The sequence below is a fragment of the Streptomyces sp. HD genome (assembly GCF_028369295.1).
GTDB lineage: Bacteria > Actinomycetota > Actinomycetes > Streptomycetales > Streptomycetaceae > Streptomyces.
Map to the genome: position 1 here is coordinate 54,244 of NZ_JAQMYP010000048.1, position 26,163 is coordinate 80,406.

23 protein-coding genes and 1 pseudogene are annotated in these 26,163 nt (G+C 70.9%); 17 read left to right on the forward strand and 7 right to left on the reverse strand.

Features of this window, described 5'->3' with window-relative positions; genetic code table 11:
• Positions 1-169 precede the first annotated feature (169 nt).
• The 3 genes from POF73_RS35370 (at position 170) to POF73_RS35380 (ending at position 3,762) form a co-directional block, all read left to right on the forward strand.
• A complete protein-coding gene (locus POF73_RS35370; protein WP_272123237.1) occupies positions 170-1,210 on the forward strand; it encodes a C40 family peptidase in 1,041 nt (346 codons plus the stop codon).
• 222 nt (positions 1,211-1,432) lie between these two features.
• On the forward strand, positions 1,433-2,449 hold the full coding sequence (locus POF73_RS35375; RefSeq protein WP_272123214.1) for a C40 family peptidase: 1,017 nt from the start codon (positions 1,433-1,435) through the stop codon (positions 2,447-2,449).
• Between the two features lie 119 nt (positions 2,450-2,568).
• On the forward strand, positions 2,569-3,762 hold the full coding sequence (locus POF73_RS35380; RefSeq protein WP_272123215.1) for a hypothetical protein: 1,194 nt from the start codon (positions 2,569-2,571) through the stop codon (positions 3,760-3,762).
• Positions 3,763-3,793: 31 nt separating this feature from the next.
• Here POF73_RS35380 and POF73_RS35385 read toward each other — a convergent pair.
• Positions 3,794-4,144 (reverse strand): annotated as a pseudogene (locus POF73_RS35385) (PadR family transcriptional regulator); the annotation flags it as partial.
• Positions 4,145-4,172: 28 nt separating this feature from the next.
• Positions 4,173-5,408 (reverse strand): glycosyltransferase 87 family protein, encoded by a 1,236-nt coding sequence (locus tag POF73_RS35390; RefSeq protein ID WP_272123216.1) that lies wholly within the window; start codon positions 5,406-5,408, stop codon positions 4,173-4,175.
• A gap of 119 nt (positions 5,409-5,527) precedes the next feature.
• Between POF73_RS35390 and POF73_RS35395 the strand changes: the two genes are divergently transcribed.
• Together POF73_RS35395 and POF73_RS35400 are read left to right on the forward strand one after the other, a co-directional pair.
• Positions 5,528-6,670 carry a glycosyltransferase family 4 protein gene (locus POF73_RS35395; RefSeq protein WP_272123217.1) on the forward strand — a complete coding sequence of 381 codons (1,143 nt, stop codon included), beginning with the start codon at positions 5,528-5,530 and terminating at the stop codon, positions 6,668-6,670.
• 181 nt (positions 6,671-6,851) lie between these two features.
• Positions 6,852-8,438 carry a GMC oxidoreductase gene (locus POF73_RS35400; protein WP_272123218.1) on the forward strand — a complete coding sequence of 529 codons (1,587 nt, stop codon included), beginning with the start codon at positions 6,852-6,854 and terminating at the stop codon, positions 8,436-8,438.
• A gap of 24 nt (positions 8,439-8,462) precedes the next feature.
• Here the strand turns inward: POF73_RS35400 and POF73_RS35405 are convergent, their stop codons facing one another.
• Entirely contained in the window at positions 8,463-10,259 is a 1,797-nt protein-coding gene (locus POF73_RS35405; RefSeq protein WP_272123219.1) for an AMP-dependent synthetase/ligase, read from the reverse strand.
• 296 nt (positions 10,260-10,555) lie between these two features.
• On the opposite strand from POF73_RS35405, the gene POF73_RS35410 reads away from it, so the two are divergent.
• From POF73_RS35410 to POF73_RS35435, 6 genes are all read left to right on the forward strand, one after another.
• Positions 10,556-11,353: a metallophosphoesterase family protein gene (locus POF73_RS35410; protein WP_272123220.1), complete on the forward strand. Its 798-nt coding sequence runs from the start codon at positions 10,556-10,558 to the stop codon at positions 11,351-11,353.
• Between the two features lie 200 nt (positions 11,354-11,553).
• Positions 11,554-11,994: an SRPBCC family protein gene (locus tag POF73_RS35415; protein ID WP_272123221.1), complete on the forward strand. Its 441-nt coding sequence runs from the start codon at positions 11,554-11,556 to the stop codon at positions 11,992-11,994.
• Positions 11,995-12,124: 130 nt separating this feature from the next.
• On the forward strand, positions 12,125-13,309 hold the full coding sequence (locus tag POF73_RS35420; RefSeq protein WP_272123222.1) for an ArsA family ATPase: 1,185 nt from the start codon (positions 12,125-12,127) through the stop codon (positions 13,307-13,309).
• Between the two features lie 71 nt (positions 13,310-13,380).
• On the forward strand, positions 13,381-13,875 hold the full coding sequence (locus tag POF73_RS35425) for a DUF5304 domain-containing protein (protein ID WP_272123223.1): 495 nt from the start codon (positions 13,381-13,383) through the stop codon (positions 13,873-13,875).
• 228 nt (positions 13,876-14,103) lie between these two features.
• Positions 14,104-15,057, forward strand: a complete 954-nt coding sequence (locus tag POF73_RS35430; RefSeq protein ID WP_272123224.1) for an ROK family glucokinase — start codon at positions 14,104-14,106, stop codon at positions 15,055-15,057.
• 127 nt (positions 15,058-15,184) lie between these two features.
• A complete protein-coding gene (locus tag POF73_RS35435; RefSeq protein ID WP_272123225.1) occupies positions 15,185-15,934 on the forward strand; it encodes an endonuclease/exonuclease/phosphatase family protein in 750 nt (249 codons plus the stop codon).
• 1 nt (position 15,935) lies between these two features.
• On the opposite strand, the gene POF73_RS35440 is transcribed toward POF73_RS35435, so the two are convergent.
• Both POF73_RS35440 and POF73_RS35445 read right to left on the reverse strand, forming a co-directional pair.
• Positions 15,936-16,598 (reverse strand): hypothetical protein, encoded by a 663-nt coding sequence (locus tag POF73_RS35440; RefSeq protein ID WP_272123226.1) that lies wholly within the window; start codon positions 16,596-16,598, stop codon positions 15,936-15,938.
• Positions 16,591-17,370 (reverse strand): alpha/beta hydrolase, encoded by a 780-nt coding sequence (locus POF73_RS35445; protein WP_272123227.1) that lies wholly within the window; start codon positions 17,368-17,370, stop codon positions 16,591-16,593. Before POF73_RS35445 ends, POF73_RS35440 begins: the two co-directional genes overlap by 8 nt.
• A gap of 172 nt (positions 17,371-17,542) precedes the next feature.
• On the opposite strand from POF73_RS35445, the gene POF73_RS35450 reads away from it, so the two are divergent.
• The 5 genes from POF73_RS35450 (at position 17,543) to POF73_RS35470 (ending at position 22,526) form a co-directional block, all read left to right on the forward strand.
• Entirely contained in the window at positions 17,543-18,277 is a 735-nt protein-coding gene (locus tag POF73_RS35450; protein ID WP_272123238.1) for a lysophospholipid acyltransferase family protein, read from the forward strand.
• A 46-nt stretch (positions 18,278-18,323) separates the two neighbouring features.
• Positions 18,324-19,553: a MacS family sensor histidine kinase gene (gene macS / locus POF73_RS35455; RefSeq protein WP_272123228.1), complete on the forward strand. Its 1,230-nt coding sequence runs from the start codon at positions 18,324-18,326 to the stop codon at positions 19,551-19,553.
• Positions 19,550-20,242: a response regulator gene (locus tag POF73_RS35460; protein WP_272123229.1), complete on the forward strand. Its 693-nt coding sequence runs from the start codon at positions 19,550-19,552 to the stop codon at positions 20,240-20,242. The genes macS and POF73_RS35460 overlap by 4 nt, the downstream gene beginning before the upstream one ends.
• A 161-nt stretch (positions 20,243-20,403) precedes the next feature.
• Complete coding sequence (locus POF73_RS35465) at positions 20,404-21,432, forward strand: 6-phosphofructokinase (RefSeq protein ID WP_272123230.1); 1,029 nt, start codon at positions 20,404-20,406, stop codon at positions 21,430-21,432.
• A 98-nt stretch (positions 21,433-21,530) separates the two neighbouring features.
• Positions 21,531-22,526, forward strand: coding sequence for a 2-hydroxyacid dehydrogenase (locus POF73_RS35470; RefSeq protein WP_272123231.1), 996 nt, complete (start codon positions 21,531-21,533; stop codon positions 22,524-22,526).
• On the opposite strand, the gene POF73_RS35475 is transcribed toward POF73_RS35470, so the two are convergent.
• Together POF73_RS35475 and POF73_RS46365 are read right to left on the reverse strand one after the other, a co-directional pair.
• The gene (locus POF73_RS35475; RefSeq protein ID WP_272123232.1) at positions 22,478-24,436 is read right to left on the reverse strand and encodes an anthranilate synthase family protein; all 1,959 of its coding nucleotides are present in this window, start codon (positions 24,434-24,436) and stop codon (positions 22,478-22,480) included. The two genes, POF73_RS35470 and POF73_RS35475, sit on opposite strands and share 49 nt — an antisense overlap.
• A 94-nt stretch (positions 24,437-24,530) precedes the next feature.
• On the reverse strand, positions 24,531-24,587 hold the full coding sequence (locus tag POF73_RS46365) for a trp operon leader peptide (protein WP_071528813.1): 57 nt from the start codon (positions 24,585-24,587) through the stop codon (positions 24,531-24,533).
• A 95-nt stretch (positions 24,588-24,682) separates the two neighbouring features.
• Between POF73_RS46365 and POF73_RS35480 the strand changes: the two genes are divergently transcribed.
• The gene (locus tag POF73_RS35480) at positions 24,683-26,035 is read left to right on the forward strand and encodes a class II 3-deoxy-7-phosphoheptulonate synthase (protein ID WP_272123233.1); all 1,353 of its coding nucleotides are present in this window, start codon (positions 24,683-24,685) and stop codon (positions 26,033-26,035) included.
• Positions 26,036-26,163 lie beyond the last annotated feature (128 nt).

A 26,163-nucleotide genomic window follows, 5' to 3' on the forward strand; every position in this document is an offset into this window, starting at 1 on the left:
TCACGCAACGTAGCGTCAAGGGCACGTCACCTCATGTGAGTTGTGTGTAAAGAATGACGGGTGTGGCGAGATTTTTCGTGTGAGGATTTGATCTGATCACAAGAGGGTCACTAGGGTCTGGCCTCGAACCTCCGAGCGGGTGATCACTCAGAAGAAGGGTTTCACCTCCGTGGCGTCCCACCGTCGACCCAAGCAGCCGAGCCGAGCACGCGTGACCGTGCTGACCACCGCTGCCGCTGCTGCCGTGGCCATCTCTTCTCAGGCGGCCAACGCGGCCCCCAGCGAGAAGCCGAGCAAGGACGAGGTCAAGGCCAAGGTCGACAAGCTCTACGAGCAGGCCGAGCACGCCACCGAGGAGTACAACGGGGCCAAGGAGAAGCAGGGGAAGCTCCAGAAGGAGATCTCCACCATCCAGGACAACGTCGCGCGTGGTCAGGAAGAGCTCAACGAGCTGCGCGACTCCATGGGTCTGGCCGCTGCCGCCCAGTACCGCACGGGCAGTATCGACTCCTCCCTCCAGCTCTTCCTGTCGTCGAACCCCGACGACTACCTGGACAAGGCGTCCACCGCCGACCAGCTCAGCGCCCAGCAGGTCGAGGCGCTGAAGAAGATCCAGGAGAAGCAGCGCGAACTCGCCCAGGAGCGCGCCGAGGCATCCGCGAAGCTCAAGGACCTCGCCTCCACCCGCACCGAGCTGGGCAAGAAGAAGAACGAGGTCCAGGCCAAGCTCGCCGAGGCGCAGAAGCTGCTCAACTCCCTGACGGCCGCGGAGAAGGCCGCCATGGCCGCCGAGGAGGAGCGCGCCAGCCGTTCCTCCGCCGAGCGCGTGGACCTCGGCAACTCCAGCGCCGCCTCGGGCCGGGCCGCCGCGGCCTACTCCGCCGCCCAGAGCAAGCTCGGCTCGCCCTACGTCTACGGCGCCTCCGGCCCCTCCTCCTACGACTGCTCCGGCCTGACTTCCTGGGCCTATGCCCAGGCCGGTGTCTCCATTCCGCGCACGTCGGAGGCGCAGGCCAACATCGGCACCCGCATCTACTCGCAGAGCGATCTCCAGGTCGGCGACCTCGTCTTCTTCTTCAACGACCTGCACCACGTCGGCCTCTACGCCGGCAACGGCCAGATCATCCACGCCCCGCGCACCGGCACCGTCGTCCGGTACGAGTCGATGAACACCATCGGCGGCCCGTTCATGTGGGGTGTCCGGGTCTGATCCGGCCCCTCCAAGATCAACACAGGGTGCCGCCCGAACGAGCGAATTACGGCACCGCCGACTGACCCCACGCCCCGCCCATGACCTGCGTCAGAGGCGGGGCGTCACTTTGTGTGCCCGCAACGGTCGTTGGTCGGCGCCCCCGCACGGAGCTACTGTCTGCCGCGTTTCCCCGACGCCGGGGAAGGTCCTTGTCCGCCAGCGGAAGGAGTGCGGCTTCCCGTGGTGTCCCATCGTCGTCTTGCAGCGCCCGGGTTCGACCGGGGCGCCAACGCAGCGCTCTGCTTCATGTCGGCCGCCGCCGCGGCCCTCGGGGCCGTACCGGCCACGGCCGCGCCACAGGACGACACCCGGGCCAAGGTGGACCGCCTCTACGAAGAGGCCGAGAAGGCCACCGAGGCCTACAACAAGGCCGACGAGCGCGCCGACCGGCTGCGTGAGCAGGTGAGCAGGTCACAGGACCGGATCGCCCGGCAGCAGGACAGCATCAACTCCATGCGGGACACGCTCGGTTCGCTGGCCGGTGCCCAGTACCGGTCCGGCGGCATCGACCCCTCCCTGGTCCTGCTGCTCTCCGACGACCCGGCCGACTACCTCGACAAGGCCGCCCGGATCGCCCGTATCACCGCCCACCAGGCCGGTCAGCTGAAGGACCTCCAGGACGCCATGCGCGTGCTCGCCCAGGAGCGCGCCGAGGCGACCAGGAAGCTCACCGAGCTGGAGAAGAGCCGCAAGGCCGTCGTCGCCCACAAGCGCACCGTCGAGCACAAACTCGCCCACGCCCGCAGGCTGCTCAACTCCCTCACGGCCGCCGACCGTGCCGCCTACGACCGGGCCTCCCGCTCCGGCCGCGACGACATGCAGGCCTTCTTCGGCAGCGCCGTCCCGGCCTCGGGGCGCGCCGCGGCCGCCGTCGCCGCCGCCCAGTCCGCGCTGGGCCGGCCGTACATCTGGGGCGCCAACGGGCCCTCCGGCTTCGACTGTTCGGGCCTGATCCAGTGGTCGTACGCCCAGGCCGGCGTCTCCCTGCCGCGCACCTCGCAGGGCCAGCGGTACGCGGGCCGGCAGATCCCCCTCTCCGAGGCCCAGCCCGGCGACGTCGTCACCTATCGCAACGACGCCAGCCACGTCGGCATGTACATGGGCAACGGCCAGGTGATCCACGCGCCCTATCCCGGCGCGCCCGTGCGCTATGACCCGGTGGGCATGATTCCTGGGGCGACGGTCACCAGGGTCTGAGGATCCAGGGTCTGAAGGCTCAGGTTCTGAAGGCTCAGAGGCTGAAGGTCCAGGGGCTGAAGGTCACCGGGCCCGACGCGGGTCTGACCTTCGTGCCCGCGTCGCCGTACGATCGGGAAATGGCTGGTCGAAGGCGGGCGTCGGGAGCGCGCATGGTCGTCGCGCTCTGTCTGCTGCTCGTCTCGCTGGTGAGCTGCGGCGGGCGGCCCGCCACCGACGCCGCGCAGGCCGAGGTGCAGCGCCTCCTCGACCGGCGGGCGGACGCGATACTCGACCGCGACCAGGCGGCGTTCCTGCGCACGGGCGCCCGGGACTGGTTCGGCAACCTGCGTGCCGTGCCCCTCGCCGACTGGTCGTACCGCCTGACCACCCTGCACCGCACCGGCGACACCGCCACCGCCGAGGCCGAACTGCGCTATCGCGTCCAGGGCTACGACCGGGCGCCCGTCAGCGCCGGCCGCACGCTGAGGCTGCGCCTGGACGCGTCGGACGGCTGGTACATCGAGGCCGAGCGGCCCGCGAAGGGCTCCGCGGAGCAGTTGTGGGACCAGGGCAGGGTGAGCCTCGCCCGGGGTGAGCACAGCCTCGTGCTGGGCGTCGGGCAGTCCGCCGCACAGCTGCGGTCGTACGCGGAGCTGGCGGACGACGCGGTACCGGCCGTGTCGCAGGCGTGGGGCACGGACTGGCCCCGGCACATCGTGGTCCTCGTCCCGGATTCCCTGGCCGACATGGCGGGGCTGCTCGGCTCGCCCGAGTCCTCCTACCGCGGGATCGCCGCGGTCACCACGGGCGAGACCGGCGCCCCGGCGAGCGCGCCCGCGGACCGGATCATCGTCAACCCCGACGCGTACGGCGTGCTCGGCGGCACCGGCAAGCAGGTCGTCCTGACCCACGAGACCACCCATGTCGCCACCCGCGTCCACACGACCGCGGCCACCCCGCTGTGGCTCTCCGAGGGCTATGCCGACTGGGTCGGCTACCTCGGCAGCGGCCGCTCACCGGCCCAGGTCGCGCCCGAACTGGGGCGTGTGGTGAGCGCGGGCCGGCCGCCCCAGACGCTGCCGTCCGACGCCGACTTCGGCTTCACCGGAGACTCCGGCAGGCTGGCCCGCGCCTACGAGAGCGGCTGGATGGCCTGCCGGATGATCGCGGAGCGCTGGGGCGAGGTCAGGCTCGTCGAGTTCTACCGGGCCGTGGGCGCGCACGAGCGGCGGGCCGGGGCGGTCGAGGACGCGCTGAAGGACGTACTCGGGACGTCGCTGGAGGACTTCACGGCGCGTTGGCAGGAGTACCTGCGCGCTCAGCTCGGCTGACGGCCGGGGCTTGTCGGACCGGGGCACGCGCTCAGCCCGGCTGATCCAGTGCGGTGATGGCCTCCGTCAGCCACGCGCGTTCCGCCTCGCCCGTGGCCCGGGCGACCCGCAGCATGCCCTGCCGGAACAGGTCCGCTGCCTCCTCTGCCCGTACGGGCTTGCCGCCCTCGTAGAAGAAGCTCGTGGGCGCGGTGAGGAACTCCAGCCTGCGGCGCAGCACTTCGGCCTGCTCCCTGCGGTCCGGCAGGTGCCGTAGGAAGGACAGGACCGTGTTGAAGCGGACCTGGTCCGTGATCTCGACCGCCTTGGGGTGCCGCAGGCGCTCCAGCAGGTCCTGGCGGCCCTCGGCGGTGAGCGACAGGATCCGGCGTGGGGCGGCAGTGCGCGGCCGTGCTGGTGCCGCTGCGGCGTCAGGAGGGCGGCGACGTCTCCCTGGCGCGGGTCGCCTGAGCCGGTACGGGGAGCGGGGCGGTGCGGGGCACCGTCGAGCGCCAGAGCGCGCGGGCCGCGAGGAGCGTGGCGAGGACCAGCAGGCCGTTGCGCAGGAACAGGAGGGTGACGCCGAGGGCGTCGCTGGCGACGACGTGCGCGAACCAGACCGGGAACTCCAGGACCGTGACGAAGCACGCCGCCAGGACGAGCACGACGGGGAGCCGCATCCGGCTGCCGCGGAAGCACAGGCACACCGCCGCCAGGCCGACCAGCCACACCATGTACTGCGGGCTGATCACCCGGCTGGTCGTCACGAACATCAGCACCGCCACGAAGGCCGCGTCCGCCAGCGTGTGCGACCCGAACCGCCTCGCCCGCAGCCGCCACAGCAACAGCCAGCCGAAGGCGAGCCCGCTCAGCACCAGGGCGGCCGTGCTGACGACGTCGACATACGGGCCGAGGAACTCCACCGAGCCGTAGTTCAGCAGCACCTGGCCGTCCCAGCCGTACTGCCGGGCCACATGGAAGACCAGCGCGCCCAGCGACTCCACCTCGGTACCGCGGTCGCGCTGGAAGGTCAGGAAGGCGAAGGCGCCGGGCATGGCGAGGGCGAACACCGCCGCAAGCACGCCGGCGGTCAGCGCCGCCCAGCCCCAGGCGGCGCGCCTGCGGGCCGCGAGCAGGAGCAGCACCGGCCACCCCTTGAGCATCGCGCCGAAGGCCGTCAGCGCGCCCATCAGCCGGGGATGCCGGGCGCCCGCGAGCAGCGCGGCCACGGCTACGGCGGTGACCATCACGTCGTAGCGCGCGTACACGGTCGGGCCGAGCAGGGGTACGCCCGCCACCCACACCCAGGCCCCGCGCAGGGTGCGGCCCGGGCGCAGGCCGGCGTACAGCAGGAGCAGCAGGACGGCCAGGTCGGCGGCGAAGCAGAGGACGAAGAACGCCGACGGGTAGTCCAGCCAGAACACCAGCGCGGGGGAGAGGACCGGCAGGGCCGCGGCGGGCGGGTACTGCCAGGTGACGTCGTGCAGCGGGAAGGTCCCGGTGCGCAGCACCTCGTACCAGCCCTGGTAGATCGCCGACACGTCGCTGGTGACGTCCGGTCCGGGGAAGGCGTACACCTTGAACACGAAGAGCAGCAGGAGCGCCCTGGTCGGACACCAGACCCCGAGCAGCCACGCCAGGGACCGCCGCCCGCCCGTCGTCTCCACCGGATCCCCTGCCGTTCGCACACCGCCTGCATGGACATGATGTCCTGTCCAGCTGCGAGCAGGCCATAAGCGTGGCCGAGCCCCGGCTGTGAACGGCGGCTTCGATAAGGTCGGCGACGATGCACAAGACCCTGATCGTGACCAACGACTTCCCGCCCCGCCCCGGCGGCATCCAGGCGTTCCTGCACAACATGGCGCTACGCCTCGACCCGGAGCGGCTGGTCGTCTACGCCTCCACCTGGAAGCGCGGCCACGAGGGCACCGAGGCCACCGCCGCCTTCGACGCCGAGCAGCCCTTCACCGTCGTACGGGACCGTACGACGATGCTGCTGCCGACGCCCGGGGCGACCCGGCGGGCGGTCGGCCTGCTGCGCGAGCACGGCTGCACATCGGTCTGGTTCGGCGCGGCGGCCCCGCTCGGCCTGATGGCCCCGGCACTGCGCAGGGCGGGCGCCGAGCGCCTCGTGGCCACGACCCACGGCCACGAGGCGGGCTGGGCACAGCTGCCCGCCTCCCGGCAGCTGCTGCGCCGGATCGGCGAGTCGACGGACACGATCACCTACCTCGGCGAGTACACGCGCTCACGCATCGCCACCGCCCTGACGCCTCAGGCGGCCTCGCGGATGGTGCAGCTGCCGCCGGGTGTCGACGAGAAGACCTTCCACCCCGGGTCGGGCGGCGACGAGATCCGGGCCCGGCTGGGCCTGACCGACCGCCCGGTCGTCGTCTGCGTCTCCCGCCTGGTCCGCCGCAAGGGCCAGGACACCCTCATCCAGGCCATGCCCCGCATCCTGGCCGCCGAGCCGGACACCGTGCTGCTGATCGTCGGGGGCGGCCCCTACGAGCAGGACCTGCGGCGGCTGGCGCACGACACGGGCGTCACCGACTCGGTCCGCTTCACCGGCCCCGTGCCCTGGTCCGAGCTGCCCGCCCACTACGGCGCCGGCGACGTCTTCGCGATGCCGTGCCGGACCCGGCGGCGCGGCCTTGACGTGGAGGGCCTCGGCATCGTCTACCTGGAGGCCTCGGCGACGGGCCTGCCAGTCGTGGCCGGCGACTCGGGCGGCGCCCCGGACGCGGTGCTCGACGGAGAGACGGGCTGGGTGGTGAGGGGTGGCGCCCCGGAGGAGGCCGCCGACCGGATCGTCACGCTCCTGGGAGACGCCGAACTGCGCCGCAGGATGGGGGAGCGGGGCAGGGAATGGGTCGAGGAGAGGTGGCGCTGGGATTTGCTGGCAGAACATCTGAAGCAGTTGCTGTAGTACAACGCCCCGTCTTTTTCTTTAGGGGCGCGGGGAACTGCGCGACAAGCCACACCCAACCCGCACCCGCCCACAACGAATACGCGGCACCCCACTAGGCGGAACCCAATAATCCGCACATGCTGCGCACATGACATCAAACCTGATGCAGCGTCAGCTGACAAGACGTCAAATCCTCGGCATGGCTGCCCTGCAGACCGCAGCCACCCTCGGCTTCACCCGCATCGGCCTCAAGTCGGCCCACTCCGCCGAGCCCGACGCGGTCGAATCCGCCCCCGCCATGGTCATCGGCTCCGGCTACGGCGGCGCGGTCGCAGCCCTCCGCCTCGGCCAGGCAGGCATCCGTACGGTCGTCCTGGAGATGGGCCGCCTCTGGAACACCCCCGGCCCCGACGGCAGGATCTTCTGCTCCACCGCCGCCCCCGACCGGCGCTCCATGTGGTTCCGCACCCGCACCGAGGCCCCGCTCGCCACCTTCCTGTGGCTGGACGTCGTCAACAAGGACATCCGCCCCTACCCGGGCGTCCTGGACCGCGTCCGCTACGCCGACATGTCCGTCTACGTCGGCCGAGGCGTCGGCGGCGGCTCCCTGGTCAACGGCGGCATGGCGGTCACCCCGCTCCAGTCCTACTTCGCCGAGCAGTTCCCCACCGTGGACACCGCGGAGATGTACGGCACGTACTTCCCGCGCGCCCGCTCCATGCTCGGCGTCAACACCATCGACCCCGCGTGGTTCGAGTCGACCGAGTGGTACCGCTTCACCCGGATCTCCCGCAAGCACGCCGCCAACGCAGGTCTGAAGACCACCTTCGTGCCCAACGTCTACGACTTCGACCACATGCGGCGCGAGGCCGCCGGAACGGCGACCAGGTCCGCGCTCGGCCAGGAGGTCATCTACGGCAACAACCACGGCAAGCGCAGCCTCGACAAGACCTACCTCGCCTCCGCGCTCGGTACCGGGAACGTCACCATCCACACCCTGGAGCGGGTGAGGTCGATCAGCAGGGCCGCCGACGGGACGTACGTCCTGACCGTCGACCGGATCGACGACACCGGCACCGTCGTCGAGACCAAGGAGTACGGCTGCACGTACCTCTTCCTCGGCGGCGGCAGCATCGGAACGACCGAACTCCTCGTCCGCGCCCGGGAGTCGGGCACCCTGCCCGCCCTGGACGCCAGTGTCGGCACCGGGTGGGGGACCAACGGCAACGTGATGCTCGGGCGGGCCAACCACCTGTGGGACACCGTCGGGGCGAACCAGTCGACCATGCCGGTCATGGGCATCGACGACTGGGCCAACACCGCCAACCCGGTCTTCGCCGAGATCGCGCCCCTGCCGACGGGACTGGAGCACTGGGTCAGCCTCTATCTGGCGATCACCAAGAACCCGGAGCGCGCGTCGTTCTCGTACGACTCGGGAAGCGGGGCCGTGCGGCTCGGGTGGAGCGCCGCGCAGAGTGCCGTGTCGGTCGGCATGGCGAAGAAGCTGTTCGACCGGATCAACGCGGCGAACGCCACGATCTACCGGTACGACCTGTTCGGCTCCCCGAGCAAGGTCTTCGCCGACGACTTCACCTACCACCCGCTCGGCGGCTGTGTGCTGGGGCGGGCGACCGACAACTACGGCCGGGTGAAGGGGTATTCACGGCTCTACGTCACCGACGGCTCGCTCGTGCCCGGGTCGATCGGGGTGAACCCGTTCGTGACGATCACGGCGCTCGCCGAACGCACGATGGCGCGGGTCCTCGTGGAGGACACCGCGCCATAGTCGTCGTACGAGTGGCTTGAGTGGCTACTTCTGGTAGATCGCCTCGATCTCGTCCGCGAAGTCCTTCGCCACGACGTTGCGCTTGAGCTTCAGCGACGGCGTCAGATGGCCCGACTCCTCCGTGAACTGGGAGGACAGAATGCGGAACTTCCGCACCGATTCCGCCTTCGACACCGCGGCGTTACCGTCGTCGATCGCGGCCTGGACCGCCGCGTTCAGGTCCGCGTCCCCGGCCAGCGACGCCGCGGTGGAGCCCGCCGGCTTGCCGTGCTCGGCCGCCCAGCGGCCCAGGAACTCGTCGTCGATGGTGACCAGCGCGCCCACGAACGGCCGCCCGTCGCCCACCACCATGCACTCCGCGACCAGCGCGTGCGCACGGATACGGTCCTCGATCACGGCCGGCGCGACGTTCTTGCCGCCCGCGGTGACGATGATCTCCTTCTTGCGGCCGGTGATCCGAAGGTAGCCGTCCTCGTCGAGGGTGCCGATGTCACCGGTGTGGAACCAGCCGTCGGCCAGCGCCTCCTCGGTCGCGCCCGGGTTGTTCCAGTACTCCTTGAAGAGGTGCTCGCCGTGCAGCAGCACCTCCCCGTCGTCCGCGATCCGCACGACCGAGCCCGGCAGCGGCTGACCGACCGTGCCGATCTTCTGGCGGTCCCAGGGGTTGAACGCGGTGGCGGCACAGGACTCGGTCAGACCGTAGCCCTCCAGGACCGTGAAGCCGATGCCGCGGAAGAAGTGGCCGAGGCGCTCGCCCAGCGGGGCGCCGCCGGAGATGGCGTACTCGCCGCGGCCGCCGAGCACCGCGCGCAGCTTGCTGTAGACCAGCCTGTCGAAGACCTTGTGCTTGATCTTCAGGCCGACCGACGGGCCGGACGGGGTGTCCAGCGCCTTGCTGTAGGCGATCGCCGTGTCCGCCGCCTTGTCGAAGATCTTGCCCTTGCCGTCGGCCTGCGCCTTGGCGCGCGCCGAGTTGTAGACCTTCTCGAAGACCCGCGGCACACCCAGGATCAGCGTCGGGCGGAACGCGGCCAGCTCGTCGGTGAGGTCCTTGATGTCCGGGACGGTGCCCAGCTTGATCGGTGCCATCATCGGAGCGATCTGCACCAGCCGGCCGAAGACGTGCGCCAGCGGCAGGAAGAGCAGCACGGAGCACTCGCCGGTGCGGAACAGCGGCCGCAGGCGCTCCACGATGTTCCCGCACTCGGCGAAGAAGCTGCGGTGGGTGAGGACACAGCCCTTGGGGCGCCCGGTGGTGCCGGACGTGTACACGATCGTCGCCGGGTCGTCGGCCTTCGCCAGCGAGCTGCGCTCCTCGACGGTGGCGTCGCTGATGTCCTGGCCCAGCCGGCCCAGCTCCTCGACACCGCCGGCCTCGATCTGCCAGACGTGTTTCAGCGCGGGCAGCCGGTCGCGCACCGACTCGACGGCGGCCGTGTGGTTGTCCAGCTCCGTGATCACCGCGGTGGCGCCCGAGTCACTGAGGATCCATTGCACCTGCTCCGGGGAACTGGTCTCGTACACCGGCACGGTGACCGCGCCGGCCGACCAGATCGCGAAGTCGAGCAGGGTCCACTCGTAGCGGGTGCGGGACATCAGGCCGACCCGGTCGCCCGGCCGGACCCCGGCGGCGACGAGCCCCTTCGCGGCCGCGCGCACCTCGGCGAGGAAAGCGGTGGCCGTCACGTCCTGCCAGGCGCCGCCCACCTTGCGGGCGATGACGGCGACGTCCGGGTGCTGCGCGGCGTTTCTGCGGACGATGTCGGTCAGATTGCCGTCCGCAGGGACCTCGTACAAAGCCGGAAGGCTGAACTCGCGCAAGACTGCTGCTCCTCATAGGGCGCCGGCGCCACGACGTTGTGCGATGCGACGGTGCGGTCCAAGGCTCGGGCAAGTGCTCTTGGATTCACATGTTGAAATCCAGAGCACGACTGGACCGACCGGACGTTACCCGCCGGTATGGCTTCTTCGACAGGGGGTCCCGGCGAGATGTTCGCTGCGTCACACGGATTGCTGCTTCTTCGCGCACAGTAGTCGAGCGGTCTGACGACTGGCCAGTAACCATCGGTCCCGCCGCCACTGTTCACGTTTGCCGCACACGCCTACCCTTGATCGTCATGGCACCGACACCGAGGGGAAACCGCAGGACACGCGTCCACGTGGTCAGCGATGTACACGGCAACGTCCGCGACCTGGCCAGGGCCGGCGAGGGCGCCGACGCCCTGATCTGCCTGGGCGACCTGGTGCTCTTCCTGGACTACGCCGACCACTCGCGCGGCATCTTCCCCGACCTGTTCGGCGTGGAGAACGCCGACCGCATCGTCGAGCTGCGCACCGCCCGGCGCTTCGAGGAGGCGCGGGAGTTCGGGGCGCGACTGTGGGCCGGGATCGGCTCGGACCGGCGCGCGGTGATCGAGAAGGCGGTGCGCAAGCAGTACGCCGAGATGTTCGCGGCGTTCCCGACACCGACGTACGCCACCTACGGCAATGTCGACATGCCGCCCCTGTGGCCGGAGTACGCCGGGCCGGGGACGACGGTGCTGGACGGGGAGCGGGTGGAGATCGGCGGCTGGACCTTCGGCTTCGTGGGCGGCGGCCTGCGCACCCCGATGCGCACCCCCTACGAGATCAGTGACGAGGAGTACGCGGCGAAGATCGAGGCCGTGGGCGAGGTGGACGTGCTGTGCACCCACATCCCGCCGGAGGTTCCGGAGTTGGTGTACGACACGGTGGCGCGGCGTTTCGAACGGGGGAGCCGGGCACTGCTGGAGGCGATTCGCCGTACTCGCCCTCGCTACTCCCTTTTCGGTCATGTCCATCAGCCGCTGGTCCGGCGGATGCGGATCGGGGCGACGGAGTGCGTGAACGTGGGGCACTTCGCGGGATCCGGGCAGCCATGGGCGCTGGAATGGTGAGCGGGTCCGGGGCCGGTGAGGGGCCCTGAGGGGGTCCGTTCGAGGGGACGGCGGGGGTCCGGCGGGGGTCCCGTGGGCGGTTTCGCGACGACGGCGCAGGTGGGGGTGAATGCGGCCGGTCGGACGCGCGGTAGCCTTCACGCTGCACACGCGTGCGCATCACGACTTCTTAGCGGCCCGCATCTGGAGGAGCCCCGGCGATGGCGGAACACACCAGTTCGAGCATCACGATCGAGGCGGCACCGGCCGACGTCATGGGGGTGATCGCCGACTTCGCCCGTTACCCGGACTGGACCGGTGAGGTGAAGGAGGCGGAGGTGCTCAAGACCGACGCCGAGGGCCGCGCCGAGCAGGTCCGCCTCGTCATGGACGCCGGCGCGATCAAGGACGACCAGGTGCTGGGGTACACCTGGACCGGCGAGCACGAGGTGTCCTGGACGCTGGTGAAGTCCCAGATGCTGCGGTCGCTCGACGGCTCGTACCTTCTCAAACCGGCCGGGGCGGGTGCGACCGAGGTCACCTACCGGCTGACGGTCGACGTCAAGATCCCGATGCTGGGGATGATCAAGCGCAAGGCCGAGAAGGTCATCATCGACCGGGCGCTGGCGGGCCTGAAGAAGCGGGTGGAGTCGGACCGGTAGGGGGCTCGCCGCAGGAGTGCCTGCGCGAGCCCGGGTGCGGGTGCGCCGTGGCTGGTCGCGCCCACGCGGCGGAGCCGCACATCGACACAGCCCCGCGCCCCTTGGGGCGTCTCGGTTACCGTTCACCCCTATGCGCACCATCCTGATCACAGGCCCGGGCGGCAGCGGCCGTACAACTGTCGCCGCCGCCACCGCGCTGACGGCGGCGAACCGCGGCATACGCACTCTCGTCCTCAGTGCCGACCGCTCCGACACCCTGGGCGCAGCACTCGGCGTCGGGACAGGTGCCACCCCCACCTCCGTCACCCCGAACCTCACCGCCTGGCGGCCCGACGCCGCCACCGGGTTCCGGGACGATCTCGCCGCCTTCCAGGAGCGCGCCGCCTCCGCCCTTGACCTTCTCGGCGCCTCCCGGCTCGACCCGGAGGAGGTCACTCCGCTCCCCGGCGCCGAGGAGCTCGCGCTTCTGCGGGCGCTGCGGGACGCCGCGCTGGCCGAGGCGCACGAGCTGCTCGTCGTGGATCTGCCGGCCACCCCGCAGGCGCTCGCCCTGCTGTCCCTTCCCGAGGAGCTGCGCCGCTATCTGCGCCGGCTGCTGCCGCCCGAACGGCAGGCGGCGCGGGCGCTGCGGCCCGTTCTGGGGCGGCTCGCCGGGGTTCCGATGCCCGCGGAGTGGCTGTACGAGACCGCGACCCGCTGGGACGTCGAGCTCGCCGCCGTGGCGGCCGTCGTCGCCGACAAGGAGACCGTCGTACGGCTCGTCGCCGAACCCGGCCCCGGCGGCGCCGACGCCGTGCGTGCCGCCGGAGTCGCCCTCGCCCTGCGTGGCCTGCGCCCCGACCTGCTGATCGCCAACCGGGTCCTGCCGGAGACCGAGGCGGCGGCGGGGAGCTGGCTCGCCGGGCCCGTCGCCCAGCAGCGGAAGGCCGTCGAGGCGTGGGAGGAGATGTACGACGTCCGCCACGTCGCCCACCTCGGGCGGGACCCCCGCGGCGCCGACGATCTCGCCGCCCTCGCCGTGCCCGCCGTCAACGACACGTCGTCCACCGTCGAGTGGCCCGTCACCGACCGGCTCGCCGAGGACGGCGGCAGCCGGGTCTTCGTATGGCACATCCCCCTGCCCGGGGCGGTGCGGGAGGAGCTCGACCTCATCCGGCGCGGCGACGAACTCGTCCTCACCGCCGGGCAGTTCCGGCGTATCGTGCCGCTGCCGTCCGCCCTGCGCCGATGCGCCGTGGACGGCGCCGCACTGCGCGAGGGCGAGTTGCGGATCCGGTTCGCGCCGGACCCGGATCTCTGGCCGCGTACACGGTGAAGCGGACCCGGTGAAGCAGGCACGCCCGTTCGGGTAACGTCGTAGAGACGAACCGTAGTCAGGAGTCCGTCATGAGCGAAGAGCTCCCTCCGTCCGACGCCGTGGACCGGGAGGCCGACGACGAGGTACGGGCGACCGACGCCGACGCCTGGGCGACGGCGTGTGCCGAGGACCTCGCGGAGGAGAAGGCCCGCCGCCGTGCCCAGTACGGGCCGCCGCCGGGCTCGGCCGCCGAGGAACTGCGCAAACTCGTCGACGCCGTCGCGGACAAGCTCTCGACCATCCAGTCCCCGCTGCTCGGCGCGGTCGCCGGACCCGCCGCCCAGCAGGTGGTCAAGCAGGTCGTGGAGCAGGCCAAGGCCGCCGTCGAGCCCGTCATCGAGCGCAACCCGGACGTCTTCGACCACCTGGCCGCCGCGGGCAACGAGATCCTCGCCGCGTACCGCTCCGCGGTGCAGAACCAGGAGCGGCGCTGGACCACCGGGGACAGCGGCGATCACGACCTGGACGAGCGGCGCGACCGGGGGGACGACGGCGGCCCCGGAGAGCGCATCGACCTGGACTGATCCCCTACGGATCCCCGGTCGGATCCCTCCGGGACGCCGCTTTGATCACTCCGGATCCCTGGTCGGATCCCTTCGGGCCGTCGGTCGAATCCCCCGGATCCCCGGGTGGGCCGAGTCCGTGCGCGCGGGGCGGTGTCCGCCCCGTCCGCCCGCCGGACGACGGGAACCCGACGGCAGGGCCTCGGGTACGGTTGGCCGTAGCGGGGCTCGACCGAAACTGAGGGATTCATGGGACTCACCATCGGCGTCGACATCGGCGGCACGAAGATCGCGGCCGGCGTGGTCGATGAGGAAGGCAACATCCTCTCGACCCACAAGGTGCCGACCCCGGGCACGCCCGAGGGAATCGTGGACGCCATCGCCTCCGCGGTGGAGGGCGCGCGCGCCGGGCACGAGATCGTCGGCGTGGGCATCGGTGCCGCCGGATACGTCAACCGGCAGCGGGCGGAGGTCTACTTCGCCCCCAACATCGACTGGCGCAACGAGCCTCTGAAGCAGAAGGTCGAGGCCCGCGTGGGTCTCCCGGTCGTCGTGGAGAACGACGCCAACGCCGCAGCCTGGGGCGAGTACAAGTTCGGCGCGGGCAAGGGCCACCGCAACGTCATCTGCATCACCCTCGGCACCGGCCTCGGCGGCGGCATCATCATCGGCAACAAGCTGCGCCGCGGCCACTACGGCGTCGCCGCCGAGTTCGGCCACATCCGCATGGTGCCGGACGGCCTGCTGTGCGGCTGCGGCAGCCAGGGCTGTTGGGAGCAGTACGCCTCCGGGCGCGCCCTCGTCAGATACGCCAAGCAGCGCGCCAACGCCACCCCCGAGAACGCCGAGATCCTGCTCGGCATGGGCGACGGCAGCCCCGAGGGCATCGAGGGCAAGCACATCTCCATGGCCGCCCGCCAGGGCGACCCGGTCGCCGTCGACTCCTACCGCGAACTCGCCCGCTGGGCCGGCGCCGGACTCGCCGACCTCGCCTCCCTCTTCGACCCCTCCGCCTTCATCGTCGGCGGCGGCCTCTCGGACGAGGGCGAACTGGTCCTCGACCCGATCCGCAAGTCCTACAAGCGCTGGCTGGTGGGCGGCAACTGGCGCCCGGTGGCCGACGTCATCGCGGCCCAGCTCGGCAACAAGGCGGGCCTGGTGGGCGCGGCGGACCTGGCGAGGGAACCGGACCCCATCATGTGACCTCGCTTCTTGAGGAGCGATGACTGCATGTCCCTCAGGGGCGCGGGGAACTGCGCGACAAGCCACGACGAACCGCTGGTCGCCAACAAACCTCGCGCCCCGAGCCATTGGGCGTAAATTGATCCCCATGGCGCTGCTCCCAGAGTCCCGCACAGACCCCGACGGTTCAGCCCTCATCCGAGTCCTCAGCTACAACATCCGCTCGATGCGCGACGACACAGCCGCCCTCGCCCGCGTCATCACCGCCTGCGCCCCCGACCTGGTCCTCATCCAAGAGGCCCCCCGCTTCTTCCGCTGGCGCAAGAAACTCGCCCGCCTGGCCCGCGCGGCGAACCTCGTCACCCTCACCGGCGGTGCCACAGCGGCCGGCCCCGCGATCCTCTGCAACCTCCGTGCCACCGTCGAGCGCACCGAGGACGTACTCCTCCCGCTCACCCCCGGCCTCCACAGACGCGGCTTCGCCACGGCGGTCGTCCACTTCGGCGGCGCCCGCATCGGTATACTGAGCTGCCATCTCTCCCTGGAGAAGAACGAGCGCCACGAGCAGGGCGGCATGCTGCTGGACCGCCTTGCCGCCCTGGGCACCCCGCACGCCATCGCGGGCGGCGACCTCAACGAGCGTCCCACCGGCCCCACTTTCCGGCGCCTCGCCGGTCACCTCCAGGACTGCCGGGCCACCGTCCCCTGGGGCGGCGAGCACACCTGGATCCAGGACGAGCCCCACCGCCGTATCGACGCGATCTTCGCCACCAAGGGCATCGAGGTGCTCGGCTGCGGTGTCCCTCTCGGCCAGCCCGGCGTGACGGAGACGGACCTGAGGGCGGCCACGGACCACCTTCCGGTCCTGGCCGCCCTCAGGCTTCCCGCAGCTCAGTAGGTCAGACGACGGCACCCCGTCCGGGATCGTCGTCGTCCTCGTCGTCCGTCTTCATCCGCATCACCAGCGTGGCGAACCCGCCCAGGAACCCGCCGATGCCCAGCGTCGCCAGCCACCAGGTCATGTCCCAGCTGAACACGACGGCGAGCAGCAGCAGGACCGGCCCGCCGATCACCGCGAGCCAGGCGAACTTCGCGGTCGCGTCGGCCGCGGGCAGCGGCGGCGGCTCCGGCGGTACGAAGTGGCCCTCGTCGTCGCCGTCGAAGTCGTCCTCGGACGGCTCGGGCGCGCTGTAGTCACGCGGGCCGACACCAGGAGCGAAGGCGATGGAACTGCCCAGCGGCCGGACCGGCTCGTCCTCCTTGGACTCCCCGGCCCTGTCGGCCTTGTCGGCCTGCTCGCTCTTCTCCTCCTGCCCGGCCGTCGCGCCGTCGGGCCGGTCGTCCGTCTCGTCGTCCGTCCTGCCATTCGTGTCGGACTCCGGCAGCGCCAGGTCCTCCACCGACTTGAACGGCTTCGCGCCCGGCGGGTCCGGCGGCTCGTCGCCGTACCCGGCGACGATCGCGGCCCAGGCGGCGTCCTCGTCGAACGGCACGTGCTGCTCTTCCGGCTCGCGATCCTCGCGGTCCTCGCGCCTCTCGCGGTCGGAGTCGTGCTCAGCCACCTGTGGTCGTCCCTTCCTTGCCCACGCCGGTTGCGAGCCGGTCGATGAAGCCGAGGCTCTCCTCGAAGATCCGGTCCGCGTCATGGTCCAACGTCGCCACGTGACAGCTCTGTTCCAGCACGATCTCCGTTACGTCCGTCGACGACACCCTGCTCAGGATCCGGGCCGAGTCCACCGGCGGCACGACGTGGTCATGCGCGCTGCGCAGAAGCAGCAGTGGCTGGGTGACCTGCGGCAGCTCGCCGTCGACCAGGCGGAAGAAGTTCCGCAGGGAGTGGGCCGCGTGCAGCGGCACCCGGTCGTACCCGAGCTCGACCGCGCCCTCCTTCGCGATGTCACTGGCGATCCCCTTCGTCGTCCGGACGAAGTGGCGGGACACCGGAAGGGTGTACGCGGACAGACCGTGCACCTTGTTCGCCGGGTTGACGACCAGCACGCCGGCCACGTCCTCCCCGTGCTTCGCGGCGAGGCGCAGGGCGAGGGCGCCGCCCATGGACAGACCGGCCACGAAGACCCGCTCGCAGCGGTCGCGCAGGGTGCGCAGGGCGCGGTCCACCTCGGCGTACCAGTCCTGCCAGCCGGTGAGCGCCATGTCCTCCCAGCGGGTGCCGTGCCCCGGCAGCAGCGGCAGCGAGACGGTCAGCCCGCGCTCGGCGAGAAACTCCGCCCAGGGGCGCAGCGACTGGGGGGAACCGGTGAAGCCGTGACAGAGGAGGACCCCGACCTCCCCGCCCTCGTGGCGGTACGGCTCGGCTCCAGGAAGGACCGGCACCTTACGGTCTCCTGTTCGTGAAAGGGATTCGTGAAAGGGATCGATACAGCCAGGTGCCCTTCACCGTACGCGACCGCACTGACACCGACCAGGGCCGTCGAACTCTTTGACAGTGCTCCGGGTTAAGGTCTGATCGACAGACACAGGAGGCACTCGGTTGTTGTACGGCACGATGAAGGTGGCCATCGGGGGACCGTTGAAGGTTGCCTTCAGGCCGTGGGTGGAAGGGCTGGACAACATTCCCGCCGAGGGCCCCGCGATCCTGGCCAGCAACCACCTCTCCTTCTCCGACTCGTTCTTCCTGCCCGCGGTCCTCGACCGCAAGGTGACCTTCATCGCGAAGGCCGAATACTTCACCACTCCGGGCGTCAAGGGCCGGCTGACGGCGGCGTTCTTCAAGGGCGTCGGCCAGCTGCCGGTGGACCGCTCCGGGGCGCGCGGCGCGGGCGAGGCGGCCATCAAGAGCGGCATAGAGGTCCTGGAGCGCGGCGAACTGTTCGGCATCTACCCGGAGGGCACCCGCTCGCCCGACGGCCGGCTCTACCGGGGCAAGCCCGGCGGCCTCGCGCGCGTGGCGCTCGCCACCGGGGCGCCGGTCATCCCGGTCGCCATGATCGACACGGAGAAGATCCAGCCACCGGGGAAGGTCATGCCCAAGCTCATGCGGCCGGGCATCCGGATCGGCCGGCCCCTGGACTTCAGCCGGTACCAGGGCATGGAGCACGACCGGTTCGTGCTGCGCGCGGTGACCGACGAGGTCATGTACGAGATCATGAAGCTCTCCGGCCAGGAGTACGTCGACATGTACGCGACCGCCGCCAAGCGGCAGATCGCGGAGGCGGCGAAGGCCGAGAAGGAACAGACGAAGAAGACGAAGAAGGCGGACGAGGAGCGGTCCGGGTCCTAGGCCGGGCAGTCTGGGCCTGGGTTTCCCGAACAGGGGGGGTGGGGGCATGGCCAAGCGTGAGCGGGTCATGAGGATGTCCGTCGAGCAGCCGCTGTGGCGCGCGCTGGCCGGCTACCGAGTGCTGACCATGGTGTACGCCATCGGGCTCTTCATCAGCGCCTACCACGAGGTCGCCCACCCCTGGGTGTCCATCACCTACCTCGCCGTCCTGGCCGTGTGGACGCTGGCCACCCTGCCCCGCGTCGCGAACGCGGCGAGCTGCACCAGGCGCTTCCTCACCGCGGACCTCACCATCGCCCTGGCCGGCATCCTGCTCACCCGCGTCGCCGAGACGCACGAGCGGATCGACGCCGGGGCCCCGACCCTGCCGTCGATATGGACGGCGGGCGCCGTGCTCGCCTTCGCCATCAAGGGCGGCTGGCGCTGGGCCGCGTTCGCCTCCACGCTGGTCGCCGCCGCCAACCTGGTCCACCGCTCCGGCGTACCCACCCGCGACACCGTCCACATGGTGCTGCTCGTCTGGATCGCCTCCATCGCCATCGGCTACGTCGTCGAGGTCGCCCGCGCCTCCGAGCGCACCCTCGCCCGTGCCCTGGAGATCGAGGCGGCGACCCGTGAGCGGGAGCGGCTCGCCCGGGACATCCACGACAGCGTGCTCCAGGTGCTGGCGATGGTGCAGCGGCGCGGTGCCGTCATCGGCGGCGAGGCGGCCGAGCTGGGCCGGATGGCGGGCGAGCAGGAGGTGGCGCTGCGCACGCTGGTCTCGGGCGGGCTCGTGCCCGTGTCGCGGGTGTCGGAGGACGCCGCCGAGGGCGCCGTCGTACGGGCCGTGGACGAGCCGGACGACTCCGACGGTCCCGTCGATCTCCGTGTGCTGCTCGCCCGGTACGCCGGCGCGAAGGTCAGCCTCGCCGAGCCCGGCGCTCCGGTGTCCGTGGCGCCGGTCGCCGCGCGGGAGCTGGCCGCGGCCGTGGGGGCGGCCCTGGACAATGTGCGTCGGCACGCGGGGGAGCACGCGCGTGCGTGGATCCTCGTCGAGGACGAGCCGGGTGAGGTGATCGTCACCGTGCGGGACGACGGACCCGGCATCCCCGAGGGCCGGCTCGCGCAGGCCGAGGGCGAGGGGCGGCTCGGCGTCGCCCTGTCGATCCGGGGGCGGCTGCGGGACCTCGGCGGCACCGCCGAGCTGATCTCGGTGCCGGGGCAGGGCACCGAAGTGGAACTGAAGGTACCGAAGGACAGCAGCGCTTCACGGGGGAAGGCGGAGCAGCGATGACGGACATCGCGAGCGGACGGCAGGGCTCGATCAAGGTCATGGTGGTCGACGACCATCCGATGTGGCGTGACGCGGTCGCCCGTGACCTCGGCGAGTCCGGCTTCGACGTGGTCGCCACCGCGGGCGACGGCGACCAGGCCGTACGCCGCGCCAAGGCCGCCGCGCCCGACGTCCTGGTGCTCGACCTCAACCTGCCCGCCAAGCCCGGCGTCCAGGTCTGCAAGGAGCTGGTGGCCCACAACCCGGCGCTGCGCGTCCTTGTCCTGTCCGCGAGTGGTGAGCACGCCGACGTACTGGAGGCCGTGAAGTCCGGCGCCACCGGCTATCTGCTGAAGTCGGCGTCCACGGAGGAGCTGCTGGACGCGGTGCGCCGTACGGCCGTCGGCGACCCGGTGTTCACACCGGGCCTGGCCGGACTGGTCCTCGGCGAGTACCGCCGCCTCGCCTCCGAGCCCGCGTCCGCCGCCCCCGGCGCCGACCAGCCGGGGGCCCCGCAGCTCACCGAGCGCGAGACCGAGGTGCTGAGGCTCGTCGCCAAGGGCCTGAGCTACAAGCAGATCGCCGAACGCCTGGTCATCTCCCACCGCACGGTCCAGAACCACGTGCAGAACACGCTCGGCAAGCTACAGCTGCACAACCGCGTGGAGCTGGTGCGGTACGCGATCGAGCGCGGCCTCGACGACGAGTGACTCCCGGCCTCGTCGGCGAGTGATCCATCCGTCGTCTCCTTGACGGCGCGTAAACCGAACACCCGGCCATTCACCGGAATTGCCGCTCCGACCCATCCCGTTGTGACCTGGCTCACCATTAGCGTGGCCTCACCAGGCAACCGCGGCGAAGGGACATTTCCATGCGGGTCGGAGTACTGACCGGAGGCGGCGACTGCCCCGGTCTCAACGCCGTCATCCGGGCCGTCGTCCGCAAGGGCGTACAGGAATACGGCTATGACTTCGTCGGCTTCCGGGACGGCTGGCGGGGTCCGCTCGAAAACGACACCGTTCGTCTCGACATCCCCGCCGTGCGCGGCATCCTGCCCCGCGGCGGCACCATCCTCGGCTCCTCGCGCACCAACCCCCTGAAGCAGGAGGACGGCATCCGCCGTATCAAGGACAACCTCGCCAAGCAGGAGGTCGAGGCGCTCATCGCCATCGGCGGCGAGGACACCCTCGGCGTCGCCGCCCGGCTGTCCGACGAGTACGGCGTGCCCTGTGTCGGCGTGCCGAAGACCATCGACAACGACCTGTCCGCCACCGACTACACCTTCGGTTTCGACACCGCCGTCGGCATCGCGACCGAGGCCATCGACCGGCTGCACACCACCGCCGAGTCCCATATGCGGGTCCTCGTCTGCGAGGTGATGGGCCGTCACGCCGGCTGGATCGCCATCCACTCCGGGCTCGCCGGCGGCGCCAACGTCATCCTCATCCCCGAACAGCGCTTCGACGTCGACAAGGTCTGCGCCTGGATCACCTCCCGCTTCAAGGCCTCCTACGCCCCGATCGTGGTCGTCGCCGAGGGCGCCATGCCCAAGGACGGCGACATGGTGCTGAAGGACGAGTCGCTGGACTCCTTCGGGCACGTCCGGCTCTCCGGCGTCGGCGAGTGGCTGGCCAAGGAGATCGAGCGGCGGACGGGGAAGGAGGCCCGTACGACGGTGCTCGGGCACATCCAGCGCGGCGGTACCCCCAGCGCCTTCGACCGCTGGCTCGCCACCCGGTTCGGGCTGCACGCCATCGAAGCGGTCCGCGACGGCGACTTCGGCAAGATGGTCGCGCTGCGCGGCACCGACATCGTCCGGGTCCCGATCGCGGAGGCGACGGCCAAGCTGAAGACGGTCGATCCGAAGCTGTACGAGGAGGTCGGGGTCTTCTTCGGCTGACCTCTTCGTGACGGCCGCCGTGATGGCCGCTCTCCTTCCGGCGGCACGGGGTTGTGGGCCGTATATTCGGCCCACAACCCTACGAAAAGGGAGCATCCTTGGAGATCCTGGCCTTCGGCGTGCAGGCGGACGAGAAGCCCCTGGTCGAGCGGGCTTTCCAGGGCCACCACGAGGTCCGCTGCCTGGGCGTCTTCCTCAACGAGGACACCGCCCCGATCGCCACCGGCTACGAGGTCGTCTGCACCAGCGTCAACTGCGACCTCGGCCACCGCGTCCTGCAGACCCTCGCGGCCGGCGGCACCCAGATGGTCGCCCAGCGCTCGACCGGCTTCAACAACATCGACCTCTCGGTCGCCGAGCGCCTCGCCATGACGGTCGCGCGGGTGTCGTACTACTCGCCGTACTCCGTGGCCGAGTTCGCCTGGACCCTCGCCATGGCGGTCAACCGCCGTGTCGTGCGGGCCTCCACGCGCACGCGTGACTTCGACTTCCGCCTCGACGGCCTGATGGGCCGCGACCTGCACGGCCGCACCGTGGGCGTCCTCGGCACCGGCAAGATCGGCGAGGCCTTCGCCCGCATCGCCCACGGCTTCGGCATGAACCTGCTCGGCTGGGACATCGCCGAGAACCCCGCCTGTGTGCAACTCGGCATGCGCTACGTCCCCAAGGACCGGCTCCTCGCCGAGTCCGACCTGATCAGCCTGCACGTCCCGCTGATGCCGGAGACCCGGCACCTGATCGACGCCGACGCGCTCAGGGCGATGAAGGACGACGCGATCCTGGTCAACTCCAGCCGGGGCGGCCTCATCGACTCCGCGGCCCTCGTCGCCGAACTGCGCGAGGGCCGCTTCACGGGGGTCGGCCTCGATGTGTACGAGGCGGAGGCGGGCCTGTTCTTCCTCGACAAGTCCCTCCAGGCCATCGAGGACGACACCCTGGCCCGCCTCCTCACCTTCCCGAACGTCCTGGTCACCTCGCACCAGGCGTACTACACCCGGGAAGCCGTCGGCCAGATCGTCGAGGCCACGCTGAAGAACGTCCTCGACTACAGGGCGGGCCGCCGCTCCGAGAACGTGCTCGTGCCGCGCAGCTGACCCACCAGATCACGTACGACGGCGGCGCCGTTCAGGGTGAGGACCGACTCGGGGTGGAACTGGACGCCGGCGAAGCCGGGCCCGCGTACGGCATGGACCTCCCCGTTGTCGGCGCGGCTGACCTCGACGCCGTGCTCGGCGAGCTCCGCGTACGCCTCGTCGTCGCAGCGCGCGACGAAGCTGTTGTAGAAGCCGACCGTCTCCGGCCGCCCGAACAGGTCGATCGTCGTCTGGGCGCCCTGGTAGGGCACCTCCTTCCGTACGAGCTCCAGCCCCAGCTCGGCCGCGACCAGCTCATGGCCGAGGCAGACGCCGAGCACGCCGTGCCGGTGGCCGCGGACGACCTCGGCGGTGAGGTCGCGCAGGAAGCGCATCTTGGGGTCGGTGAGGTCGGAGGGATCACCGGGGCCGGGGCCCAGCACGACCGGTCCCTCGTGCGCGAGCACCGCCTCCCGCAGCCCGTCCTCGTCGTACCGCCGGACGGTCACCTCCAGCCCGCTGGAGCGCAGCACATGCGCCAGCATCGCCGTGAAGGTGTCCTCGCCGTCGACGACCAGGGCGTGTCCGGTGAGCTCCGCGCTCCTTCGGGAGGGCCCCTGCATCCGCAGCCAGAACGGCGCCAGCGAGGCCCGGCGCCCGTCGAGCGCGGCACGCACGCGTGGGTCGTCGGCGAGATGTACGCGCGCGTGCTCAGCACGCGGCCGGGACGGTCGTACGCCCAGGGCGGCCAGCACGCCCGCGGCCTTGGCGTGGGTCTCCGCGACCTCGCTCGCCGGGTCCGACCCGCGCACGAGCGTGGCTCCGACCGGCACCCGCAGCCCGCCGTCCGCGTCGATGTCGGCGGTGCGGATCAGGATGGGGGAGTCGAGGGTCTGGGCGCCGCCGGAATCCCGGCCGATCAGGGCCAGCGCGCCCGCGTAGTACCCACGCCCGACACCGTCCCGCCCGAGGGGCTCGTACCGCTCGATCACCCGGCACGCGTTCTGCACGGGCGACCCGGTCACGGTGGCCGCGAACATGGTCTCCTTCAGGACCTCCCGCACATCCAGCGAGGACTTCCCGCGCAGCTCGTACTCGGTGTGCGCGAGATGAGCCATCTCCTTCAGCCGCGGCCCGACCACGACCCCGCCCATGTCACCGACGGTGCACATCATCTTGAGCTCCTCGTCGACGACCATCGACAGCTCCTCGATCTCCTTGCCGTCGGCGAGGAAGTCGAGCAGGTGCTCGGGGGTGGGGCCGTCGGCGGGATAGCGGTACGTCCCGCTGATCGGGTTCATGACGACCGTCCCGCCGGACATCCGCACGTGCACCTCGGGGCTGGCCCCCACCAGCGTCCGCCCGCCCGTCTCCCGCCGCCGCCCTTCCAAGGAAGGCCCTTCGGGCCCCTTCTGATCTCCGGTGTGCACGACAAACGTCCAATAGGCGCCCCGCTCGCCCTCAAGCAGCCGCCGGAACAGCGCGAGCGCGTCGGCCCGCCCGAACCCCGGAATCTGCCCCTCGTACGTCCGCCGGATCACGAAGTTCGCGCCCTCGCCCCGCCCGATCTCCTCCCGCAGCACGCGTCCGACGATCTCCGCGTACTCCTCGTCGGCCACGTCGAACCCACCGCCCTCGACGCGCACGTCGTGGGACGGGAGCTGGTCCAGGGCGTCGGCGAGCGGGATCTCGTACGACTCCTCGGGGGTCAGCACCGTCAGCGGCGTGCCGTCGTCGCGGACGTCGAAGCCGCGCTCGCGGATCTGCCGGAAGGGAACCAGTGCCAGGCCCTCGTCGGGGAGGTCGGCGAGGCGGTCGTAGTCGCCGACCGGGCCGAGGAGCACCTCCACGGTGTCCTCGTCACGGCCCGGGGTGCGGCGTCGCAGCAGGGCGAACGGGCGGGGATCGTCGAGCAGGTCGAGCAGACGCATGGGTCCGTTTCCTTGTCGCTGGGAGGAACGGACCCCGGGAAAACGCCGAAGGCCGCCCCTCGGGCGGCCTTCGCGAAGTCTGTCGTACGCGCAGTCAGTGGGCCGCCGGATGAGCGGTCCACCACCAGTTCTGGGTCGAGTGCGCGAACATGCGAGGCACCCTACCCCATGTCCGGGTCGTGTACGCCGTGTCTCAATTGCTGGGCATGGGGCAGGACGCCCGACACGACCCCGTAATGTTGAGGCGTGACCGTGAACGCTAAGACCAGCGCGAGTGCTGGCAACACCTGGCGAGACCTGCCCGCGGCGCAGCAGCCCGAGTACCCCGACACCGAGGCTCTGCGCGCAGTCGTTGCGGAGCTGGAGTCGTATCCGCCGCTCGTCTTCGCGGGCGAGTGCGACCAGCTGCGCGCCCGGATGGCGGCCGTCGCCAAGGGAGAGGCGTTCCTCCTCCAGGGCGGCGACTGCGCCGAGGCCTTCGACGCGGTGTCGGCCGACCACATCCGCAACAAGCTCAAGACCCTGCTCCAGATGGGCGCCGTGCTGACGTACGCCGCCTCGGTTCCGGTCGTGAAGGTCGGCCGGATCGCCGGCCAGTACTCCAAGCCGCGCTCCAAGGGCACGGAGACCCGCGACGGCGTCACGCTGCCGACCTACCGCGGCGACTCGGTCAACGGCTTCGACTTCAACGAGAAGGCCCGCATCCCGGACCCCGAGCGCCTGAAGCGGATGTACAACGCCTCCGCCTCCACGCTCAACCTGGTGCGCGCCTTCACCACCGGCGGCTACGCCGACCTGCGCCAGGTGCACGCCTGGAACCAGGACTTCGTGAAGTCGTCTCCGTCCGGCCAGCGCTACGAGCAGCTCGCGCGCGAGATCGACAACGCGCTGAACTTCATGCACGCCTGCGGGACCGACCCGGAGGAGTTCAAGACGGTCGAGTTCTTCTCCTCGCACGAGGCGCTGCTGCTCGACTACGAGTCCGCGCTGACCAGGGTCGACTCCCGCACCGGCCAGCTTTACGACGTCTCCGGGCACATGGTGTGGATCGGTGAGCGCACCCGGCAGCTGGACGGTGCGCACATCGAGTTCGCCTCGAAGATCCGCAACCCGATCGGCATCAAGCTCGGCCCGACGACGACGGCCGAGGAGGCGTTGCAGTACATCGACCGCCTCGACCCCGACCGCGAGCCGGGCCGGCTGACCTTCATCGTCCGCATGGGCGCCGACAAGATCCGGGACAAGCTCCCCGAGCTGGTCGAGAAGGTCACCGCCTCCGGCGCCACCGTGGCCTGGGTGACCGACCCGATGCACGGCAACACCTTCGAGGCGGCCTCCGGTCACAAGACCCGCCGCTTCGACGACGTGCTCGACGAGGTCAAGGGCTTCTTCGAGGTCCACAAGGCGCTGGGCACCCACCCGGGCGGCATCCATGTGGAGCTCACCGGCGACGATGTCACCGAGTGCGTGGGCGGCGGCGACGAGATCTTCGTCGACGACCTGCACCAGCGCTACGAGACGGCCTGCGACCCGCGACTGAACCGCAGCCAGTCGCTCGACCTGGCGTTCCTCGTCGCGGAGATGTACAGGGACCAGTGACGGGGTCACCTGTTACAGGGACGTGAGTGGGGGGGGGGGGGCCCCCCCGCCCCCCCCCCCCCCCCCCCCCCCGCGCGGCCGCCCCCCGCCCCCCCCCCCCCCCCCAAACCACCCCCCCCCCCCCCCCC

Coding starts and splice junctions, on each gene's coding strand:
- macS (WP_272123228.1), top strand. CDS start 18,324: ATGGCCAAGCGTGAGCGGGTCATGAGGATGTCCGTCGAGCAGCCGCTG.
- POF73_RS35450 (WP_272123238.1), top strand. CDS start 17,543: ATGAAGGTGGCCATCGGGGGACCGTTGAAGGTTGCCTTCAGGCCGTGG.
- POF73_RS35410 (WP_272123220.1), top strand. CDS start 10,556: ATGGCACCGACACCGAGGGGAAACCGCAGGACACGCGTCCACGTGGTC.
- POF73_RS35420 (WP_272123222.1), top strand. CDS start 12,125: ATGCGCACCATCCTGATCACAGGCCCGGGCGGCAGCGGCCGTACAACT.
- POF73_RS35380 (WP_272123215.1), top strand. CDS start 2,569: ATGGCTGGTCGAAGGCGGGCGTCGGGAGCGCGCATGGTCGTCGCGCTC.
- POF73_RS35400 (WP_272123218.1), top strand. CDS start 6,852: ATGGCTGCCCTGCAGACCGCAGCCACCCTCGGCTTCACCCGCATCGGC.
- POF73_RS35460 (WP_272123229.1), top strand. CDS start 19,550: ATGACGGACATCGCGAGCGGACGGCAGGGCTCGATCAAGGTCATGGTG.
- POF73_RS35425 (WP_272123223.1), top strand. CDS start 13,381: ATGAGCGAAGAGCTCCCTCCGTCCGACGCCGTGGACCGGGAGGCCGAC.
- POF73_RS35395 (WP_272123217.1), top strand. CDS start 5,528: ATGCACAAGACCCTGATCGTGACCAACGACTTCCCGCCCCGCCCCGGC.
- POF73_RS35465 (WP_272123230.1), top strand. CDS start 20,404: ATGCGGGTCGGAGTACTGACCGGAGGCGGCGACTGCCCCGGTCTCAAC.
- POF73_RS35475 (WP_272123232.1), bottom strand. CDS start 24,436: ATGCGTCTGCTCGACCTGCTCGACGATCCCCGCCCGTTCGCCCTGCTG.
- POF73_RS35415 (WP_272123221.1), top strand. CDS start 11,554: ATGGCGGAACACACCAGTTCGAGCATCACGATCGAGGCGGCACCGGCC.
- POF73_RS35435 (WP_272123225.1), top strand. CDS start 15,185: ATGGCGCTGCTCCCAGAGTCCCGCACAGACCCCGACGGTTCAGCCCTC.
- POF73_RS35430 (WP_272123224.1), top strand. CDS start 14,104: ATGGGACTCACCATCGGCGTCGACATCGGCGGCACGAAGATCGCGGCC.